This is a genomic window from Thermoanaerobacterium sp. RBIITD (genome assembly GCF_900205865.1).
Classification (GTDB): Bacteria; Bacillota; Thermoanaerobacteria; order Thermoanaerobacterales; family Thermoanaerobacteraceae; genus Thermoanaerobacterium.
Genome location: NZ_LT906662.1, coordinates 1964417 through 1985035 on the forward strand (window position 1 = coordinate 1964417; position 20619 = coordinate 1985035).

The 20619-nt window shown below is 34.3% G+C and carries 24 protein-coding genes; 22 read left to right on the forward strand and 2 right to left on the reverse strand.

Annotated elements, in window-relative coordinates; translation table 11 throughout:
* The first annotated feature begins 82 nt into the window (after positions 1 to 82).
* The 5 genes from CPG45_RS09430 to CPG45_RS09450 all read left to right on the forward strand — a co-directional run bounded on the left by CPG45_RS09430 (position 83) and on the right by CPG45_RS09450 (position 3971).
* Positions 83 to 1633 carry an acyl-CoA carboxylase subunit beta gene (locus CPG45_RS09430; protein WP_096231666.1) on the forward strand — a complete coding sequence of 517 codons (1551 nt, stop codon included), beginning with the start codon at positions 83 to 85 and terminating at the stop codon, positions 1631 to 1633.
* A gap of 12 nt (positions 1634 to 1645) precedes the next feature.
* On the forward strand, positions 1646 to 2017 hold the full coding sequence (locus CPG45_RS09435; protein ID WP_096231667.1) for an OadG family protein: 372 nt from the start codon (positions 1646 to 1648) through the stop codon (positions 2015 to 2017).
* 11 nt (positions 2018 to 2028) lie between these two features.
* Positions 2029 to 2439, forward strand: a complete 411-nt coding sequence (locus tag CPG45_RS09440) for a biotin/lipoyl-containing protein (RefSeq protein ID WP_096231668.1) — start codon at positions 2029 to 2031, stop codon at positions 2437 to 2439.
* 204 nt (positions 2440 to 2643) lie between these two features.
* A complete protein-coding gene (locus CPG45_RS09445; RefSeq protein ID WP_096231669.1) occupies positions 2644 to 3141 on the forward strand; it encodes an ECF transporter S component in 498 nt (165 codons plus the stop codon).
* Between the two features lie 62 nt (positions 3142 to 3203).
* Complete coding sequence (locus tag CPG45_RS09450; RefSeq protein ID WP_096231670.1) at positions 3204 to 3971, forward strand: type III pantothenate kinase; 768 nt, start codon at positions 3204 to 3206, stop codon at positions 3969 to 3971.
* 6 nt (positions 3972 to 3977) lie between these two features.
* Here the strand turns inward: CPG45_RS09450 and CPG45_RS09455 are convergent, their stop codons facing one another.
* Positions 3978 to 5114 (reverse strand): GerAB/ArcD/ProY family transporter, encoded by a 1137-nt coding sequence (locus CPG45_RS09455; protein ID WP_096231671.1) that lies wholly within the window; start codon positions 5112 to 5114, stop codon positions 3978 to 3980.
* A gap of 100 nt (positions 5115 to 5214) precedes the next feature.
* Between CPG45_RS09455 and CPG45_RS09460 the strand changes: the two genes are divergently transcribed.
* From CPG45_RS09460 to sfsA, 13 genes are all read left to right on the forward strand, one after another.
* Positions 5215 to 6741, forward strand: a complete 1527-nt coding sequence (locus CPG45_RS09460) for a spore germination protein (protein WP_096231672.1) — start codon at positions 5215 to 5217, stop codon at positions 6739 to 6741.
* A gap of 29 nt (positions 6742 to 6770) precedes the next feature.
* Positions 6771 to 7955 carry a Ger(x)C family spore germination protein gene (locus CPG45_RS09465; protein WP_096231673.1) on the forward strand — a complete coding sequence of 395 codons (1185 nt, stop codon included), beginning with the start codon at positions 6771 to 6773 and terminating at the stop codon, positions 7953 to 7955.
* 43 nt (positions 7956 to 7998) lie between these two features.
* Positions 7999 to 8223 carry a hypothetical protein gene (locus CPG45_RS09470; RefSeq protein ID WP_096231674.1) on the forward strand — a complete coding sequence of 75 codons (225 nt, stop codon included), beginning with the start codon at positions 7999 to 8001 and terminating at the stop codon, positions 8221 to 8223.
* Positions 8224 to 8430: 207 nt separating this feature from the next.
* Positions 8431 to 8955 (forward strand): transcriptional regulator, encoded by a 525-nt coding sequence (locus tag CPG45_RS09475; RefSeq protein ID WP_096231675.1) that lies wholly within the window; start codon positions 8431 to 8433, stop codon positions 8953 to 8955.
* A gap of 5 nt (positions 8956 to 8960) precedes the next feature.
* Entirely contained in the window at positions 8961 to 9881 is a 921-nt protein-coding gene (locus tag CPG45_RS09480) for a DUF8754 domain-containing protein (protein ID WP_096231676.1), read from the forward strand.
* Between the two features lie 62 nt (positions 9882 to 9943).
* On the forward strand, positions 9944 to 11038 hold the full coding sequence (locus CPG45_RS09485; protein ID WP_096231677.1) for an NAD(P)H-binding protein: 1095 nt from the start codon (positions 9944 to 9946) through the stop codon (positions 11036 to 11038).
* Between the two features lie 155 nt (positions 11039 to 11193).
* Positions 11194 to 11667: a transcription elongation factor GreA gene (gene greA / locus CPG45_RS09490; RefSeq protein ID WP_096231678.1), complete on the forward strand. Its 474-nt coding sequence runs from the start codon at positions 11194 to 11196 to the stop codon at positions 11665 to 11667.
* 17 nt (positions 11668 to 11684) lie between these two features.
* Complete coding sequence (lysS, locus tag CPG45_RS09495; protein ID WP_096231679.1) at positions 11685 to 13202, forward strand: lysine--tRNA ligase; 1518 nt, start codon at positions 11685 to 11687, stop codon at positions 13200 to 13202.
* Between the two features lie 260 nt (positions 13203 to 13462).
* Complete coding sequence (gene folE / locus CPG45_RS09500; RefSeq protein ID WP_096231680.1) at positions 13463 to 14026, forward strand: GTP cyclohydrolase I FolE; 564 nt, start codon at positions 13463 to 13465, stop codon at positions 14024 to 14026.
* Positions 14027 to 14106: 80 nt separating this feature from the next.
* A complete protein-coding gene (gene folP, locus CPG45_RS09505) occupies positions 14107 to 14925 on the forward strand; it encodes a dihydropteroate synthase (RefSeq protein WP_096231681.1) in 819 nt (272 codons plus the stop codon).
* Entirely contained in the window at positions 14922 to 15419 is a 498-nt protein-coding gene (folK, locus tag CPG45_RS09510; protein ID WP_096231682.1) for a 2-amino-4-hydroxy-6-hydroxymethyldihydropteridine diphosphokinase, read from the forward strand. The genes folP and folK overlap by 4 nt, the downstream gene beginning before the upstream one ends.
* 2 nt (positions 15420 to 15421) lie before the next feature.
* A complete protein-coding gene (gene queD, locus CPG45_RS09515; protein ID WP_096231683.1) occupies positions 15422 to 15799 on the forward strand; it encodes a 6-carboxytetrahydropterin synthase QueD in 378 nt (125 codons plus the stop codon).
* A gap of 43 nt (positions 15800 to 15842) precedes the next feature.
* The gene (gene sfsA / locus CPG45_RS09520) at positions 15843 to 16532 is read left to right on the forward strand and encodes a DNA/RNA nuclease SfsA (protein ID WP_096231684.1); all 690 of its coding nucleotides are present in this window, start codon (positions 15843 to 15845) and stop codon (positions 16530 to 16532) included.
* Between the two features lie 27 nt (positions 16533 to 16559).
* Here the strand turns inward: sfsA and CPG45_RS09525 are convergent, their stop codons facing one another.
* On the reverse strand, positions 16560 to 17420 hold the full coding sequence (locus tag CPG45_RS09525) for an N-acetylmuramoyl-L-alanine amidase family protein (protein WP_096231685.1): 861 nt from the start codon (positions 17418 to 17420) through the stop codon (positions 16560 to 16562).
* Between the two features lie 127 nt (positions 17421 to 17547).
* Between CPG45_RS09525 and CPG45_RS09530 the strand changes: the two genes are divergently transcribed.
* From CPG45_RS09530 to CPG45_RS09545, 4 genes are all read left to right on the forward strand, one after another.
* Positions 17548 to 18261: a coenzyme F420-0:L-glutamate ligase gene (locus CPG45_RS09530; RefSeq protein WP_096231686.1), complete on the forward strand. Its 714-nt coding sequence runs from the start codon at positions 17548 to 17550 to the stop codon at positions 18259 to 18261.
* 101 nt (positions 18262 to 18362) lie between these two features.
* Positions 18363 to 18575, forward strand: coding sequence for a DUF896 domain-containing protein (locus CPG45_RS09535; RefSeq protein ID WP_096231687.1), 213 nt, complete (start codon positions 18363 to 18365; stop codon positions 18573 to 18575).
* Positions 18576 to 18662: 87 nt separating this feature from the next.
* A complete protein-coding gene (locus tag CPG45_RS09540; protein WP_096231688.1) occupies positions 18663 to 20057 on the forward strand; it encodes an aspartate aminotransferase family protein in 1395 nt (464 codons plus the stop codon).
* 20 nt (positions 20058 to 20077) lie between these two features.
* A complete protein-coding gene (locus tag CPG45_RS09545) occupies positions 20078 to 20566 on the forward strand; it encodes a thioredoxin family protein (RefSeq protein ID WP_096231689.1) in 489 nt (162 codons plus the stop codon).
* Positions 20567 to 20619 lie beyond the last annotated feature (53 nt).

The following is a 20619-nucleotide window of genomic DNA, read 5'->3' on the forward strand; positions in this document are numbered from 1 at the left end:
AAATACGTAAAAAAGGTTTATTATTAGGTCATAATATGATATATTAATTTTTAATGGTGTAATTAGAAAAGGAGGTAAATAAATGTCAATAGAAGACAAAATTGAAGACCTTCGTAAAAGAAGAGATGTTGTAAAGGCCGGAGGCGGTGAGACAAGAATAGAAAAGCAACATCAAAAGGGCAAACTTACCGCAAGAGAAAGAATAGAAAAGCTCTTAGATAGAGATAGTTTTGTAGAAATAGACTCATATGTCGAACATAGGTGTTATGACTTTGGTATGGAGAAGGAAAAGATTCCAGGTGAGGGTGTTGTAACAGGCTATGGGACAATAAATGGAAGGCTTGTCTATGTTTATGCACAGGACTTTACGGTTCTTGGCGGTTCCCTTGGCGAATACCATGCCAAAAAGATAACAAAAGTCATGGATATGGCAATAAAAATGGGAGCACCTTTAATTGGTTTGAACGATTCAGGTGGTGCGAGAATACAAGAAGGCGTTGATGCATTATCAGGTTATGGAAACATTTTTTTAAGAAACACTTTAGCTTCTGGCGTGATACCGCAGATATCGGTAATAATGGGACCTAGTGCTGGTGGTGCTGTTTATTCACCTGCCTTAACAGACTTTATATTCATGGTGGATAAGACGAGCCAGATGTTCATAACTGGTCCGCAGGTAATCAAGACAGTCACGGGTGAAGAAGTATCAGCAGAAGACCTTGGTGGATCCATGACACATAGCATAAAAAGTGGTGTTGCACATTTTAGAGCGGCCAATGATGATGAGTGTCTTAATATGGTAAAAACATTGTTAAGCTATTTACCATCAAATAATTTAGAGGATCCACCGCAATATGAATCAAATGATGATATAAATAGATTATCAGAAAAACTGATGGATATAATGCCGGATAATCCTAATAAGCCATATGATATGAAGAGTGTCATATCAGAAATAGTTGATGATGGAGTATTCTTTGAATCACAATCATTATATGCACAGAATATAATAACAGCATTTGCAAGGTTAAACGGCAGAACCGTAGGAATTATAGCAAATCAACCGAAGATGTTAGCTGGATGCCTTGACATAAACGCATCTGATAAAGCAGCAAGATTTATTAGGTTCTGTGATGCATTTAACATACCATTACTTAATATAGTTGATGTACCAGGATTCTTGCCTGGAACAAACCAAGAATACGGTGGCATTATAAGACATGGGGCAAAAATGCTTTATGCATACTCGGAAGCAACTGTGCCTAAGGTAACATTAATTGTTAGAAAAGCTTATGGCGGTTCATACCTTGCAATGTGTAGCAAAGATTTAGGTGCTGATATTGTATTAGCATGGCCAACAGCGGAAATAGCTGTTATGGGGCCTGATGGGGCTGCAAACATAGTATTCAAAAATGAGATAAAGGCATCTTCGGACCCAGCCAAAACTAGAGAGGAAAAGATCGAAGAGTATAGAAACAATTTCGCAAATCCATATAGGGCTGCAGCGAGGGGCTATGTTGATGATGTAATAATACCGTCGGAAACAAGACCACGCTTAATATCGGCATTTGACATGCTAATGAGCAAAAGGGAATCAAGGCCTGCAAAAAAACACGGAAACTTCCCTGTTTAAGGTGGTGTTGACATGAATACGCTAAATATTTTACTTAATGGATTGATTTACACGATATTGGGAATGACAATAGTTTTTATAGTTTTAATTTTGCACGCATATTTGGCAAAAAGCCTTAAGGTGTTTTCTGGAAGCAAAAATGAAAATAATAATGTCAGTTTACCTATAGATAGACCAAATTCACAATATATTAGAAAGCCTGAAAATGAAGAGACGATAAGCGAAGAAATGGAAAATGAGGAGATTGTCGCGGTGATAGAAGCAGCGATTTATGCAGCATATAAAGATGTTGGCTCATTTAAGGTGAAGTCAATAAAAAGAATACAAGATAATATGCCAGAGTGGCGTAAAGCTGGTATATTTGAACAAATGAATTCAAGATAGGAGGAAAAAACATGAAGAAGTTTATAGTTACTGTCAACGGAAAGCGATACGATGTTGAAGTCGAAGAATTAAAAAGCGATGAATCTAATAATAAAACAAGTCTTGAACCGAAAGTTGAACATAAGACCAATATAACTGATACAACAAAACATGAGGCTGTGAAACAGCCAGAAAAAGCTCAAAAACAGATTGAGCCTCTACCAGAAGGTGCAAGTAAGATAAATGCACCCATGCCTGGAACTATACTTGACATAAAGGTAAGCGAAGGACAATTTGTAAAAAAAGGTGATGTATTGTTGATCCTTGAAGCTATGAAGATGGAAAACGAGATTATGGCGCCAACTGATGGTACTGTAGCGACAATTAATGTAACAATAGGTACATCCGTAAATACAGGTGATATACTTATTACCTTAAAATGAGGGGTAATTAGAAATATTAGTCAAATAGATTTGCATAGGTATTAATAAAAGTTTGATAAATCAAAATTCCTAAATTATATTGATATGGTAAGCTTTTTTTGGTAAAATAAATTTGCCGGCATCAAATTGAGCTGGACTTTAATTGATAAAATAATATATTTCGACCGGTATCCTTATTATGGAACTGGATTGGAGGTGTAAAAAATGATATCGAAGCTTTCAATTAAGCAGATTACTGTTGCAGGTATGCTTGCAGCTATATCTATTATAATGTCAACGACACCACTAGGATATATACCGCTCGGGATTGCTAATGCAACTACCATGCACATACCTACAATAATAGGCGCTATTCTTGAAGGCCCTTATGTTGGTACGTTTATAGGTCTTATATTCGGTGTATCAAGCTTTGTAAGGCAAAATACTCCACTTTTTGCAGATCCAATTATAGCAATAGTTCCAAGACTTTTAATAGGTATCGTTACATATTATATTTATAAGATGACGAAAAGTGCAGGTATAGCAGCTGCAGCTGGAACACTTACAAATACCGTTGGCGTATTAGGACTTGCTGTACTTATGAGATATTTGCCACTTCAAGCTGCATTACTTATTGTATTAAAGAATACAATTTTTGAAATCATAATAGCTGTTGTTCTTACAACAATTGTCGTTAAATCTGTAAAGAAAATATTAAAGTAAAAAAGCAGGCACATGCCTGCTTTAACATTAATCAAAAGCAATTAAGAAAGGAATGTATTTAAGTGCTCTTAGTTTATGATGTAGGAAATACAAATATTGTACTTGGCGTGTACGATGGCAGAAAATTAGTTTATTCATTTAGAATCGCAACAGATAAAGCAAAGACATCTGACGAATATGGCATCCTTATTAAGCAAATTTTAGAATACAAAGATATACATTTAAAAGACATCAATGCCGCCATAATATCCTCTGTCGTCCCACCGATTATGCATACACTTGAAGCCATGACAATAAAATATTTTAATGTATATCCAATTATAGTAGGACCAGGCATAAAAACGGGAATAAATATAAAGTATGACAACCCGAGGGAAGTTGGTGCAGATAGGATAGTAAATGCCGTTGCTGCATATGAACTTTATGGTGGTCCTGTCATCATTATCGACTTTGGAACAGCTACTACTTTTTGTGCCGTATCGAAAAATTGTGAATACTTAGGCGGCGCTATAGCACCGGGACTTATAATTTCAGCAGATGCATTGTTTCAGAGGACGGCGAAGCTTCCAAAGATAGAGTTAATAAAACCAGATAAGGTCATTTGCAAAAACACCGTTGAGAGCATGCAAGCAGGCATAATATACGGGCATGCAGGTATGGTTGAATATATCGTTGGAAGAATGAAAGATGAGTATGCCAAAGACGCTTATGTTGTTGCAACAGGTGGCCTCGCAAAGCTTATATCACAGGAGGCAAAAGTTATAGATACTGTTAATGATATGCTTACAATGGAAGGCTTAAGGATTATATATGAGAGAAATATTGAATGAGTATGATTATGTTTTTCGCTGGACATTATTGTTTTTGTCCAGCTTTTTAATTTTCGCTATGAAGTAGATGAAAAGCGGAAGAAAAATTTCAAAAACAAACATTTCATATGGGAATATTCTATCCATGAAATTATATAGTTCATCGATATTTAAAGATATAAGAATGGAAAGCGGAACCATAATTGTAACGATTGGAAGTACGGCATATCTATAATCAGAGTATTTTAATGTTTCTGCAAAACCCTTCGAAATTATATATGTAAATATAGTTATCTTTAGATAAATCCCTTCTATCCATATAGCCATTATTATAGAATCAAGCCTTGAAAAATAATTGCTTAATCTTATTATACGAGTCATTTCAAGTGCAGCAAATTTAAAATCTGCCGTCGTTTTAGCACCAAAAATACCAATTGCAAATACACCAAGTAGAAGTGCGAAGCAGATTAATAAAAGAGCGATTATACCACCTTTAAAAGCTTTTTTGCTATCGGAGATATGTGGGAAAATGGCAAGGAGGACTACACTTTCAAGCATCCATGATATTAATGGGATAGAACCTTTTATAGGCGGGACTATCCCATATTCTAGTATTGGCAGAAAATTTCCCATTTTTACATATGGTAGTGAGAAAAAAATAACGAAACCTAAAAGTGCCATACCAAAAGGAAATATTATCTCATTCATTCTTACAATCGCGATGAATCCCTTTGTTACAGCATATGCTACTACAATCATTGTAACAATAGAGAATACAATAGGTGGTGTCTTAGGCATAAATGCTGCTCTCATTATATCTATAAGTTCACGAAGCATTATAGTTGCAATATGCAAAAAAAACAATTGATATAAAAAAGATACAATTTTTCCCAAAAAGCCACCTAATATATCTTCAATATATGAAAAAATTATTCTATCTTTAAACATGTAAGCTAGTTTATAATAAAGAAAAAAAACTGGGATACTAAATGCAGTTGCAATAAATACAGATATCCATGAATCCTGTGCAGCTTTCGCAGCCACAATTGATGGTAAAAAAATTGTAGCTGTTGATAAAACTATTGTAATTATAAGATAAATAAACTGTTTTATAGAAATATTTTTTTCTACTGCGGATTCTAGATTTAATAAATTTTTGAACATATCTTTCTCCTAAAAAATAGATATCTATAGATATTATTTGTTTAAAATAATATTATATTCTAATTGCATTTTAGGAATAATAATTTTTGGAGATGGTTTTATGAGAGAAAGAATTAATGATTTACAGGAACAATATAAAGAAATGTTATTATATGATGATTTAAATAAAAATATAGACATATTTAGGACAATATTAAAGGCAAATAGCGATATGATATTCCGTGAATTCAGTATAGGAGATAAAAAAATAAAAGGCTTTTTAATGTGTCTCGATGGAATGGTTGATAAGATGGTAATAAATGATAATATCATAGAACCTATTATTATAGAAACAAGAAAACTGAATGGAAGTGCATTAACCAAAAAGCAAGTTTATGAATCATTATGGGATTATTTTATTACAACCGCTGACATAAAAGAAAAAACCAAAATTGGTGATATTATTGATAGCGTACTTGATGGTGACACGGCTCTTGTTATTGATGGGGTTGAAAAATCTATAATAATAAGTACTAGAGGATGGCAAGGAAGAAGCATTAGCGAACCTACTTCCGAAGCGACTGTTAGAGGCCCGAAAGAAGCCTTTGTTGAAACGTTGAGGATTAATACTTCCATGCTAAGAAGGAGAATAAAAAACCCTAATTTTATAATAGAAAGTATGAAAATTGGTAAATATACGAAGACAAATGTCGCAATTGCATATATCAAAGATGTTGCAAAGAATGAAGTAGTAGACGAAGTCAAAAAGAGGCTTAATAAAATTGATATAGATGGAATTATTGATAGCGGATATCTTGAGGAATTCATTGAAGATAATCCTTTTTCACCGTTTCCACAAGTGGAGCATTCTGAAAGGCCTGATAAGGTCGCGGCAGAGATACTTGAAGGAAGGGTGGCGATAATATCTGATGGTTCACCGAATGTACTTATTGTACCGACTGTTTTTGTTCAATTTTTTCAATCTGCAGAAGACTATTATGAAAGGTACTTTATTTCAACATTGCTTAGAATATTGAGACTTGCATCGATGTTTTTGTCACTTTTGCTTCCATCGATATATGTAGCTGCCGTGACATACCACCAGGAAATGATACCATCGCCACTAGCTATTTCTGTTGCAGCACAGAGGGAAGGTGTACCATTTCCTGCTCTCCTGGAGGCATTTTTTATGGAGTTTTTCTTTGAAATCTTAAGAGAAGCGGGAATAAGGCTTCCTATGCAAGTAGGTCAAGCCGTAAGCATAGTAGGTGCACTTGTCATAGGACAAGCGGCAGTTCAGGCAGGACTTGTATCTGCTGCAATGGTTATCGTCGTTGCTATGACAGGTATAGCATCATTTTCAATACCGGCTTTTAATGTTGCTATAACTTTTAGACTTCTAAGATTTATAATGCTTGTAGCTGCTGGTACTCTGGGATTTTTCGGCATAATCATGGTACTTATGATGATACTTGCCCATATGTCATCACTTGAATCCTTTGGTGTGCCATATCTATCACCACTTGCACCAAGCAATGCAAGAGAATTTAACGATGTATTTATAAGAATACCATGGTGGGCAAAGATTCTAAGACCACGTCAGATCGTTAACAAGAATGTCAAAAGACAGAAATATACGAAAAACTAATATAAAACATGTTTCAATGGAGGTTTGCTATGAAAAAATTAATTCTAGTTATAATAATTATTTCTATTCTTTTGACAGGTTGCTGGGATAAAAGAGAAATCAATGAACTTGCATTTGTTCAAGGTATAGGTGTTGATAGAGATAAAAATGGTATGACAGATCTTACTATCCAGGTTTTAAAGCCTGGTGCTTTAGCTGGATTGGCTGGTGGAAGCGGTGGAGGTGGAGGCGGCGGAGGCGGCGGTGCAGGAAAGCCATATGAAGTATACGACTCAAAAGGTGTAGATTTTGCAAAAGCATATTCTAATTTCAATACAGAGCTTTCAAGAAACCTTTTTCTCCAACACAATGAAATAATTTTTATAGGGGAGAACCTTGCTAAGTCTGGTATCTACGAAATGCTAGATTTTATAACAAGAAATCCAGAGTTTAGAAGGACATCTTTTTTGGTTGTTGTAACAGGTGGCACACTTGATGACCTTATGAAGCTTTCAAGGGGAATTGAAAAATATCCATATAGGGAAATCCTTGGCATGATACAAAACCAGAGGAATACTTCATCAGGCTACGTATGCGATATAAACTACCTTATAGAGACGCTAGAAACAGAAAAAAAACAGCCTATTGTTGGAAGATTAGAGATAATAAAAAAAAATGGCAAGCCTCAATATGCGAGATTTTTAGGTGCTTCTGCCTTTAAGAATGACAAGATGATTGGTTTTTTAGATGAAGAGGAAACAAAAGGTATAATGTGGATGACAAATTTAATAAAAAATGCGTCACTTGTACTTGATAGAGGACCTAATGGTGAAAAGGCCCATACGACATTTACTATATCAAGGTCAAAAGCAGATATAATACCACATGTAAATGGTGATAAAGTATCTTTTGATGTCAAGATATATGAAGAATCAAATATGGTTGAACAGGAAGTTAAATATAACCTTACAGATCCTAAAATGATTGAAAAACTCCAAAAACTTCAGGAGGACAAGATAAAAGAAAGGATAGAAACAGCATTAAATACAATACAGAAAAAGTATAAAGTTGATACTGTTGGATTTAGTGATAAGCTTCATAAATCAGATCCTAAAGCATGGAAAAAGATTAAAGATAAATGGGATGATATATACCCTAATGTAAAAATAAATGTAAGTGTTAAGGCTGTAATAAGAAGGTCTGGTCTGACATCAAAACCTATAACGCCGAGATAAAAATATAAGATGTGGTTTTTGCGCATAGAAAAGGGATGATATTATGCTTAAAGTTTTGGGTGTAACTGTTGTTTTTATTGTGATATCATTGATAGAAGTTCCGGGGCTCTTGAAGCAGAAAAAAACAAAGGAAGTTGTTGTCTTCTTTATACTGATTGCAATAGGATATACATTAAATTTGCTTGTGGTTTTTAATGTTGCCATAACACCTGCAAATAAATTTATTGAGATGCTCTTTAAACCAATTGAAAATATTTGGGGCAAATAGTGCTGGTGGACAAAAAGCTGCACAAATTCCACCTTTTACCATTGTATCTAAGAAACCTCTTGAAATATATGCCAAGAAGTAGTAAAATTATATTCAACATGAGCACATTTTGTGCACAATAAATTTATTAAGCTTCATTTGATTGTATCCTGAGGTAGCTCGGATATAAAAATGATAACCTGTGTAAAAAGGAAGGAAACATAGATCATGAATTTTGTTAAGATAGGTGAAAAGACTATAAATCTCGAAAAGCTACATAATACAATTGATAAAATGATAGAGATGAGGGTAAACGGATTTTCTCAGCAGGAAACCGCGACAAAATTTAAAGTTGATAGAAGTTTTATATCAAGGCTTGAAAATATAGGTGAAGTAAGGAAGGGAGGCAGTATTGCCGTTGTTGGCTTTCCGATAAAGAATAAAGAGGAGATTGATAAGTTATTAAAAGATTACGGTGTCGATTTTACATTACTATTGTCCGAGAAAGAAAGACTTGGAATAGCAGATAAGATGACGGGTGTGGAATTATTTAACACAGTTATGGACCTTATTGCAAAAATACAGTCATATGATACGGTGATTTTTCTCGGTTCTGACAAAAGAACTAAGCTCATTGAGGCTATTTTTGACAGGGAAGTCATTTGCATTGATATTGGTCACTCACCACTTACTGAAGATGTTTTTGTAAAACCGCAATTGATAATGGATATTTTAAATACTTTAAGGAGATGATTTCTATGAAGAGGATAGTGAGTGTAAGCGTTGGCTCATCAACCAGAAACAACAAAGTTGAAACGGAAATAATGGGTGAGAAATTTATAATTGAAAGAATTGGCACAGATGGTGATATGAAAAAGGCAATAGAACTTATTAAAGATTTAGATGGAAAAGTGGATGCCTTTGGTATGGGTGGGATTGACCTTTATCTATATGCGGGGACAAAAAGGTATGTCATAAAAGATGCAGTGCCGCTAAAAAATGCGGCCAAAAAGTCACCAATTGTTGATGGTTCAGGTTTAAAGAATACCCTTGAGAGGAGGGTAATAAAATATATTCATGACAATAATATAGTTAATATAGAAGGTAAAAAAGTTCTTATAGTAAGTGCGATGGACAGATTTGGAATGACACAAGCCTTTTATGAGTACGGTGCTAATCTTACAATGGGTGACATTATATTTGCTCTTGGCATTCCCATTCCACTACATTCATTGAAGCTTTTATATGGTTTAGCTGCTATTATCGCACCTATCATTGTAAAGATGCCATTTGAGATGCTATACCCGACAGGGGATAAGCAGCTTTCGATAAATAGCAAAAAATATGCAAGATTTTACAATGATGCGGACATAATAGCAGGTGATTATCTATATATAAAGAAATACATGCCAGAAAATATGAAGGATAAGATAATTGTAACAAATACTGTCACAAAAGATGATGTAAAGATGCTTAAAGAAAGAGGGGTAAAGCTATTGATAACAACGACACCAAATTTAAATGGTAGATCTTTCGGTACTAATGTCATGGAAGGCGTTTTGATATCACTCGCAGGGAAAAAGCAAGATGAAATGACACCTGATGATTACAATGACTTGCTTGATAAAATTGGATTTGAACCATGGATAGAACATTTGAATGAGAAAGCAACAGTTTAAGGGTTAATAAATATTAAAAAGAATTGTCCATATTACAAAAGTTATGAAAGGAATGATATTTAATGCATAGATTTGCATTTATAATACACCCGATTGAATATGAAGATGTTAGCAGAAAATTTAAGGTTATGAATAAATTGCCACGAAAGATTGTGGAAGGTTTTACAAGGATGCTTCCACCACTCAAAGTATCTGAGATTACCGGTGTTAAAAGTAAATTTGCTCAAACAGAAGGGTACTTCGTAGCTGTACCACTTATATCAGACCAAATGATGAGTCTACCTGAAGAATATGTGTTGAAAAAAATAGTAAAAGCTGGCAAGATAGCCGAAAAGCTAGGTGCCGAGATCGTAGGACTAGGTGCACTGACATCTGTTGTCGGTGACGCAGGTATCACTGTCGCAAAAAATTTAAATATTGCGGTAACATCTGGTAACAGCTATACAATTGCCACAGCTATTGAGGGAACGAAAAAAGCGGCTGAAATGATGGGAAAAGATATAAGGGATTCTGAAGTTGTTGTAATCGGTGCGACAGGTTCAATCGGCAAGGTTTGCGCAGAGATACTATCGAGGGATGCTAAGTATATGACATTAGTTGCCAGAAATAAAGAAAGGCTTGAAAATTTTAAGGATTACCTCATGACAAAAACTGGAATGGCAGCAAGGGTCACCTCTGATGTCAAAGAAGCATTGAAAAGCGCTGATATAGTTGTAACGGTGACAAGTGCGGTTGACACTGTAATAAAACCGGAATATTTAAAACCTGGTGCTGTAGTATGTGATGTTGCAAGGCCGAGGGATGTTTCTAAGGAAGTTGCTGATGCGAGAAATGATGTCCTCGTCATAGAAGGTGGTGTTGTAGAAGTACCTGGCGATGTTGACTTTCACTTTAATTTTGGATTTCCTCCTAAAACAAGTTATGCATGTATGGCAGAAACCATGATACTTGCTATGGAAGGTAGAATTGAGAATTATTCACTTGGAAGAGACTTAACAGTAGAACAGGTTGATACAATAGCAAAGCTTGCAAAAAAGCACGGTTTCAAGCTTGGAGGATTTAGAAGCTTTGAGAGGGCTGTATCACAAGAAACAATAGAAAATGTCAAGAAAAATGCTATAAGAAGGTTAAAAGAAAATAAATTCAGTGCTGTTTGATACTTGACTTTATTTGTAAACTGTTTTATAATATTCCACATAAAAATATAGACACAAGCACTGCTTGATGCAGTGCTTGTGTATTAATATTATCATAATTAATACGTATATAACATAGAATGAAATACAAAATTTTTATAAAGGAGATTGACAATATGGGAAAGCAAGTAATCTTGACTTATGATGGTTTAAAAAAGTTAGAGGAAGAATTAGACTATCTAAAGTCTGTTAAAAGGCCTGAAGTTGCAGAGAAGATAAAACAGGCACGTGCATTTGGTGACCTAAGTGAAAATTCAGAGTATGACGAAGCAAAGAATGAGCAGGCATTTGTTGAAGGAAGAATTGCAACTATAGAAGCTATGCTAAGGAATGCACAAGTTATCGATGAGGAAGACATAACAGTTGATAAGGTTAGTGTCGGATGCACAGTTAAGGTTTATGACGAAGAATTCAAAGAAAACGTAGAATACACGATAGTAGGATCGACTGAAGCAGACCCGGTAAATAATAAGATTTCAGATGAATCACCTATAGGAAAGGCACTAATAGGCAAGAAGGTAGGAGAAACTGTCACTGTTGAGGTTCCAGCTGGTATTATAAAACTTAAAGTAATTGAAATACACAAATAAAAATTTGGAGGAATAGTATGACGAATACAAATGATGTTAATAACAGTGAAAATCTTAATGAGCTACTGCAGATTAGAAGAAATAAACTAAATGAGCTTAAGAATCTTGGTGTTGAGCCATACGGGATAGATAGATTTGACAGGACTAATATGACATCGGACATAAAAAACGATTACGATAACTATGAAGGCAAGATGGTAACTATAGCTGGTCGTATTATGTCTAAAAGGGGTCATGGGAAGGCATCTTTTGCTGACTTGCAGGACAGGGATGGCAGAATCCAGCTATATTTTAAGCTTGATATACTAGGTGAAAAAAATTACGAGATATTTAAGATACTCGACATTGGAGATATTATAGGCGTTACGGGAGAGGTATTTAAGTCAAAAACCGGTGAAGTAACAATAAGAGTAAAAGATTTTAAGCTTTTATCAAAGTCCCTCCAGATTTTGCCAGATAAATGGCACGGCCTTAAAGACCCTGATTTAAGGTATAGACAAAGATATGTTGACCTTATAATAAATCCGGATGTAAAAGAAACATTTATAAAGAGGACTGCTATTATAAAAGCTATAAGAGAGTTTCTTGATAATAGAGGATTTATAGAAGTTGAGACGCCGATTCTTCATACTATTGCAGGCGGTGCTGCTGCAAGGCCATTTATTACACATCATAATGCGCTTGACATTAATATGTATTTGAGAATCGCTTTAGAGCTTCATTTAAAGAGGCTTATTGTCGGAGGATTGGAAAAAGTCTATGAAATGGGAAGGGTATTCCGAAATGAAGGCATGGATATAAGGCACAATCCGGAATTTACTCTCTTGGAATTATATGAGGCATATACTGATTATCATGGCATGATGGATATAACAGAAAATTTATTTGCATATGTGGCAGAAAAGGTCAATGGCAGCAAAAAGATTATATACCAAGGGACAGAAATAGACTTAACACCACCATGGAGAAGGCTTTCTATGGTTGATGCTATAAAGGAATTCCTTGATATAGATTTTGACAAGGTAGCAACAGATGAAGAAGCAATTGAGATTGCTAAGAAAAATCGCCTTGAAGTAAAAGACGGTATGAAAAAAGGCGATGTTATTGCACTCGTGTTTGATGAACTGTGTGAAAGATATCTTGTACAGCCGACATTTATTATAGATTATCCTGTAGAGATATCGCCCCTTGCTAAGAGAAAACATGATAACCCAGCATTGACATCAAGGTTTGAGGCATTTATCTATGGAAGAGAAATTGCTAATGCCTTTTCAGAATTAAATGATCCGATAGATCAGAAAGAAAGATTTATAGAGCAGTTAAAGCAAAGGGAAGCAGGCAATGAAGAGGCACATATGATGGACGATGATTTTATTAATGCACTTGAAGTTGGCATGCCTCCAACAGGTGGGCTTGGCATAGGCATTGACAGGCTTATAATGTTCATGACAGATGCATATTCCATAAGGGATGTCATACTTTTTCCGACAATGAAGCCAAAGACAGAGCAAGATGAGGTAGAAAATGAAAAATAATCAGATCTTAGAAAATGATAAATAAAACGGTTCATATGAACCGTTTTATTTGTGCATAACCGATGTGCTTAGTAGTCATTTAGTTTATTTATGGTATAATAGGGGTACTGAATTTTATGCGGTTTTATGTATTTGCGATAAAATAGTGATTTTAAGAGTATACATGAGTTTTTACAAAGCTTTCATTATACTTGCACACATATTTGAAAAAAGATATATTGATATGATACAATGTATTTCTAAATTTAAGGAGCGTAACAATGATTGATAAAGAAAAAATAAAAAAAGCTGTTAGGAACATAATAGAAGCTATTGGTGAAGATCCCGACAGAGAAGGACTTAAAGAGACACCTGATAGAGTAGCACGTATGTATGAAGAGATATTTTCAGGTTTACATACTAATGTAATGGATGTAATAAAGACTTTTAAAGAAGATGAACATCAAGAGATAGTTTTGGTAAAAGACATTCCTATGTATTCTATGTGTGAGCATCATTTACTTCCATTTATGGGAGTTGCCCATGTGGCATATCTTCCAAGAAAAGGTACTATTCTAGGCCTATCAAAACTTGCAAGAATAGTTGATATACTAGCAAAAAAGCCGCAGCTTCAAGAGAGACTCACAAGTGAAATTGCTGACACCATCATGGAAGCGGTAAATCCGCTTGGCGTTGTTGTCGTTGTTGAAGCAGAGCATCTATGCATGACGATGAGAGGGATTAAAAAGCCTGGAGCAAAGACCGTAACATCTGCATTAAGGGGTATCTTTAAAACAGATCAAAGGTCAAGAGAAGAAGTGATGTTGCTTATTAATGCGAAATAATGCTACATGATAGTATTTTATTGTTTTTGTTATATTTATTTAAGAATATAATTTAATGCAATTTAGAAAGGGATGATTAAATGCCAATAGGTATTTTGAAAATGAGAGATAAAACACTTGAGACAGGTAAGAAAACATATATAATGGGTATATTGAACATGACACCTGATTCCTTTTCAGATGGTGGTATGTACAATACACTTGATAAAGGTATTGAAAGAGCTTTAAAGATGATTCAAGATGGAGCTGATATGATCGATATTGGTGGCGAATCCTCAAGGCCAGGTTATACACCTGTATCAGCTGAAGAGGAATTAAAGCGAATTATGCCTATTGTTAAAAACCTATGCTCCAATACTGAAACTATAGTTTCAATAGATACAATGAAATCAAATGTTGCAGAAGAGTGTTTGAAGATAGGGGCACACATTATAAACGATATTTGGGGATTGCAAAGAGACCATGATATGGCGAGAGTTGTTGCAGACTATGGTGCAGGTATTGTCATTATGCACAATAAAGATGTGGCAGAATATGATGATGTTGTTAAGGAAGTTATAAAATTCTTGGAGAAAAGTATAGACATTGCACTAAAAGCTGGTATAAAAAATGAGAATATTATGGTAGACCCAGGAATCGGTTTCGGCAAAAACCTTGAACATAATCTGACTTTAATGAAAAGGCTTGATGAACTTAAATGCCTTGGACTTCCTATACTTCTCGGCACATCAAGGAAATCAATGATAGGCAAGGTCCTAAACCTTGATGTCGGCGAGAGAGTCGAAGGCACTGCCGCAACTGTTTCAGTTGGCATTGTAAAAGGTGCTGATATTGTAAGAGTGCATGATGTTAAAGAGATGCACCGCGTTGCAATGATGACGGATGCGATTGTAAGATGACAGATGTATATTTATCACTTGGTTCCAATATAGGGAATAGAGAAGGTTATCTAAAAAAGGCACTTTATGAACTTTCAAAAAGGTCTATGGTTATTAAAAGTGTATCACCAATTTATGAGACTGAACCTATTGGTTATAAAGAGCAAGGAAAATTTTTAAATATAGCTATTCTTGTAGAAACAAAATTATCGCCACATGAACTTTTAAATACAATAAACTCTGTAGAGAATAGCCTCGGAAGAGAAAGGATTATAAGGTGGGGGCCAAGGACGATTGATATTGATATACTATTGTATGGCGCTAAATCTTTAAATGATAATGATTTAATCATACCACATCAAAGGATGTGGGAAAGAGCATTCGTGCTTATACCTTTAAAGGACATAAATCCCAATATTACTAAAGATGATGTAAAGGTAGAAGAATTAATAAATGCATTGCCTGATAAAGATGGTGTTAAATTGTATAAAAAAGATTGGTATAAGGTGGAATAAACATGAAGGTAACAAAAATATTCACATTTGATAGTGCTCATAATCTTACGAAATACAATGGAAAATGTGAGAATTTACATGGTCATACATACAAGCTTGAAGTTACAGTTGAGGGTGAATTAGATGATGAAGGAATGGTGATAGATTTTGAGATTCTTAAGGATATTGTAAATAAAGTCATAATAGATAAATTAGACCATCATTACCTTAATGAGGTTTTTGGGTTTAATACGACATGTGAAAATATAATCACATGGATGTGGAAAGAGTTAAAACCGGAATTAAAAAGTGAAAGATATGAACTTTATAAGATTAAATTATGGGAGACTCCAACAAGTTTTGCGGAGATAACTTCTAATGACGTTTATCATAAAGATTGACAAACTTAATGTATATCAACGTTAAGAAAGGTTTGGCGTTTTAATGGTTATAAAAAATCCCATTATAAAAGGAAAGTTTATAAAAAGGATAAATAGATTTGAAGCATATGTTGATATAGATGGTGAAGTAACACTTACACATGTTCCAAACACGGGTAGGTGCAAAGAGATATTTATACCAGGTGCTACTGTCATACTTGAAAAAAGACTAAAACCTGGTAGGAAGACTCCATATGAGATAGAATTTGTATATAAAGGTGAAAGATTGATTTCAATTGATTCACAAGTACCTAATAAGGTAGTTTTAGAAAATATAAAGGGTGAAAAGATAAGTCAATTTAGAGGTTATGATATCATAGAAAGAGAAAAGACATTTGGAAACAGCAAATTTGATATAATGCTTTTAAATGATAATGAAATTTTTTATATAGAGGTAAAAGGCGTAACACTTGAGGAGAATGGTATTGCAATGTTTCCTGATGCACCAACAGAAAGAGGCACAAAACACATGATGGAACTTAAAAAAGTTAAGGAAAACGGCATGAGAGCAGCAGTAGTCTTTCTTATACAGATGGATGATATAGAATATTTTACGCCAAATATAAAAACAGATAAAAAATTCACAGATGCCCTAAGGGATGCTGTGAATACTGGTGTTGAAGCATATGCATTTTGCTGTGATGTCAAAGAGAACTACATAGACATAAAAGATGAAGTTGAAATAAAGCTATAATTGTATACTGTTATATATCTTTAAAGGTTAACTATAATATTCTATTATACCGTTAAAAACCGCCTGTGCAATTTTGCTTCTGTAGTCTATGTCTCTTAAATGTGCATCATCAAGCCTGTTGTTTTCGATTGCAGGTACTATTGTGACAATTAAAATATCTTTATTTTTATAATTGTATTCCTTTGGGAATATTCCAAGGTTTCGCAGGGGGGACTTTCCCTCAATAGTTTTATTTAATATTTCTGCAAATCTTTTTGATTCTTTATTATCTTTTGAATAATACACTTTAAAACCGCTCTCATTTTTTAAAGAAGCCTCAGTATACAAGTTAATGAGCATATCGCCACTGAAATCCCCATTTAATATATTATCATTGTAGGAATCCTTCCACGTGATAGTTGCATATGCTTCTAAAAGTGATAGCAACGTTTTAAGTTTGTTTGATATACCCTTCATTGGAACATGTGGCATTAGTTTTGTCGGGCTCTTTGTTGTTTCTTTATAGACAGGGTTTATTAGAATCCTCTTGCCTTTTAAAATACCTATAAGTGGTGTCCTGTCGATGTAGAAATTGAGTTTAGATGGTATACCATTAATGGTCTCGATTTCGTACTCTGATTTATGTGACAATTTAATACATACGTCTATTCTATTTTGTTGTCCCTTAATCAAAACACTCTTTATTATACCATCATCGTCTTTATAAAGACCCTCCGGCATATTTAATGAAACATCATTAAATGTGATTATATAATCATTTGCTTCATTTTTTATTTGATATTCTGGGATACTTGATGAAAAGTCAAAGCCAATAATGCTCTTATTACCTTTTATACAAGGATTTTCCGCATTTGAGTCAAGTCTTATGTTGGTTAAAAAATTTAACATCTATTTGGGCCCTCCTTTTATATTTTTAACATAATATTGACACAATTATGATATAATATAATGTACAAGCATAATATATCATAAAATTGAAGAAAATGTAAGCTATTTTTTAGGGAGGTTATGCCAATTGAAATGCGGAAAAATACCTATAAGAACCCATATCGTGACAAAAGATGATAATATAGTAGACGTTGTTATGAAATATACAAATAATATAGCCGAAAAAGGCGACCTTATAGCCATTGCGGAAAGTGTTGTAGCAATAACACAGGGGAGAGCGTATTTGCCGGAGGAAGTTAAGGTAGGATTTTTAGCAAGGTTATTGTGCAGATATACTGGTAGGAATGGAAGTTTGACGTCACCTCAAGCAATGCAGTGTGCAATAAATGAAGTAGGATTGTTCATAATCTTTGTCGCATCTATAATAAGTGCTATAGGCAAGTTGTTTAAAATTAAGGGGCTTTTCTTTAAGATAGCGGGAAGAAAAGTTGCACTTATCGACGATGTTGCCGGTACAATGCCGCCATATCATAGGTACATAGTTTTAGGACCAGCAAACCCTGATAAAGTATGTGAGGATATAAAGAAAGCAACAGGTGTTGATACGGCTATAATTGATGCAAATGACTTACATTGTGCAGACTGTATTGGTGCATCACGAGGTGTTTCAAAATCCTTTGTAGAAAAACTTTTTATAGATAATCCCTCAGGAAATTCTGAACAGCAGACACCTATAGTTGTGATTAAAGCATATATGGAATGGAATTTTGATAATTCCATAACTGAAGAAAAAAATAGTGAGTTAAATGGAATTCTACCTGTTGAACCTAAACATGTGTAAATTAGTGATAGTTCTTGGGACGGTCATATTGAGACTGTCTCTTTTGTTTTTTTTAAAAAAAGTCATATAATATAATTATTAATTGATATTGAGGTGGATATATGATAACAAAAGAGATGATTGATAGGATAAATTTTTTATACCACAAATCAAAAAAAGATGGCTTAACAGAAGATGAAAAACTTGAACAGGCAAGTCTTCGAAAAGAATACGTAAAAGAGATAAGGAATAGAGTAAAAGAACAGCTTGACAATATAGAGTATGTCGATGAACATGAGTGTAGTGATGAATGCTGTCATCATCATAATAGTTAAAGCATATATCAGTTATATTGTCTATAGATATGATAAATTTATACTCTCATTCATTGTTTTCATAGACATAAAGAAAGGATGTTTGTGATGAAAGATAATATGAAGTACATAACATGTGATGACGCATTAAAATTAAATAGAAATCAGGTAAGAGAAAATTACAAAGAATACATAAATGCAAATTTTGTTTCTATGCTATCTATGCTTCAGTTTGATAAGCTATTTGTAAAAGCAAAAGGTGTATCTGTATGGGACAGCGATGGCAATGAATATTTAGATTTTCTTGGAGGCTATGGCGCATTAAATCTTGGGCATAACCCAGATGAAATTTATGATGCGATAGAAAAAGTAAGAGACCTTCCCAATATATTGCAGGCGGCTGTAAATGACTTTCCAGGTGCATTGGCATATGACCTTGCATTGATCACACCAGGGGATCTTAAGAGGAGCTTTTTTTGCAATAGCGGTGCTGAAGCTGTTGAAGGAGCTTTGAAGCTTGCAAAGATTGCATCCGGAAAGCACAAAATTGTATATTGCAATAATTCTTTTCATGGTAAATCCGCAGGTGCCTTATCTGTCACAGGGCGTGAAAAATATCAAAAATATTTTAAACCTCTTGTGCCTGATTCAATACCTGTTGAATATGGTGATGCAAAATCCTTAGAAAATGCCTTAAAGGGAAAGGACGTTGCGGCATTTATAGTTGAACCCATACAAGGTGAAGGCGGCGTCATCGTACCGCCTGATGGGTATCTTAAAGAAGTACGGGAACTTACAACAAAATATGAATCATATCTGATATTTGATGAAGTGCAGACTGGCTTTGGTAGAACAGGTAAAATGTTTGCCTGTGAACATGAAGGTGTTGTACCTGATATTATGTGTGTGGCAAAATCTCTCGGAGGCGGTGTTATGCCAATTGGTGCATATATTGCAAAAGATGAGGTATGGAAACGTGGCTATGGTTCAATGGAAAAATGTCTCTTACATACATCTACATTTGGCGGTAATACATTGGCATGTGCGGCAGGTATAACAGTGATTAAGCTGATCATGGATAGAAATCTTCCAGATGCTGCAAAGGAAAAAGGCGAATATTTTTTGAATAAGCTAAAAGCATTAAAGGAAAAGCATAAGCTTATCAAAGATGTAAGAGGAAAGGGCCTTATGATAGGTGTTGAATTTAACCAGCCTGAAGGTGGCTTTATCGATAAACTTTCAGGCGGTGCTGTGTCAAAGCTATCAAATGAATACTTAGGTTCACTAGTTGCTGGAGAACTGCAGAATAAGCATCATATTATAACAGCATATACATTAAATAATCCAAATGTAATAAGGTTTGAACCACCGCTAATTGTGACTAAAGAACAGATTGATAAAGTATTAGATGCATTAGATGAAATCATGACAAAAAGCGGAAGCTTACTTGGCATTACTCTTTCAAGTGCTAAAACGGTGCTTGGTTCGCTTTTTAATAGGTAATAATAGAAAGGGCAGTTATTATGGAATTGATGAGTTTATTTGATAAGGGCATTAAATTCAAAGATTTTATAAATTGTGGTGAAGATATAGCAGCTAAGAAGTTAAAAGAGAAATACGATGCTATATTATTTGATTTTGCTGTTATCAATAAAATAAAATCGTCTAAGGTTAATAATATTTTGGCTTTTGCTGAAACATGGTGTCCTGATTGCCAAGTCAGCTTACCTATTATAGCAAAAATCTGCAATATTAATGCAATCAACTTAAGTATATTAAATAGAGAAGGTCATATAGAGGATATGGAGCCATTTTATGTTGATGGAAAGGCGAGGATTCCAACATATGTTTTTATGGATAAAAATTTCGATATAATAGGAACTTGGATAGAAAGGCCAAAAAGTATAAAAGAACTTACAGCAAAGGGCGATGAGAGTTGGAGGATTGATTACATAAAGGGGATTTATGATAAAGAAATTATTAATGAGTTTTTAGAAATATTGTCCCGGTAATACCGGGATTTTTTATGCAATTGGATTAATAATATTAATAATGCTTTTAATCT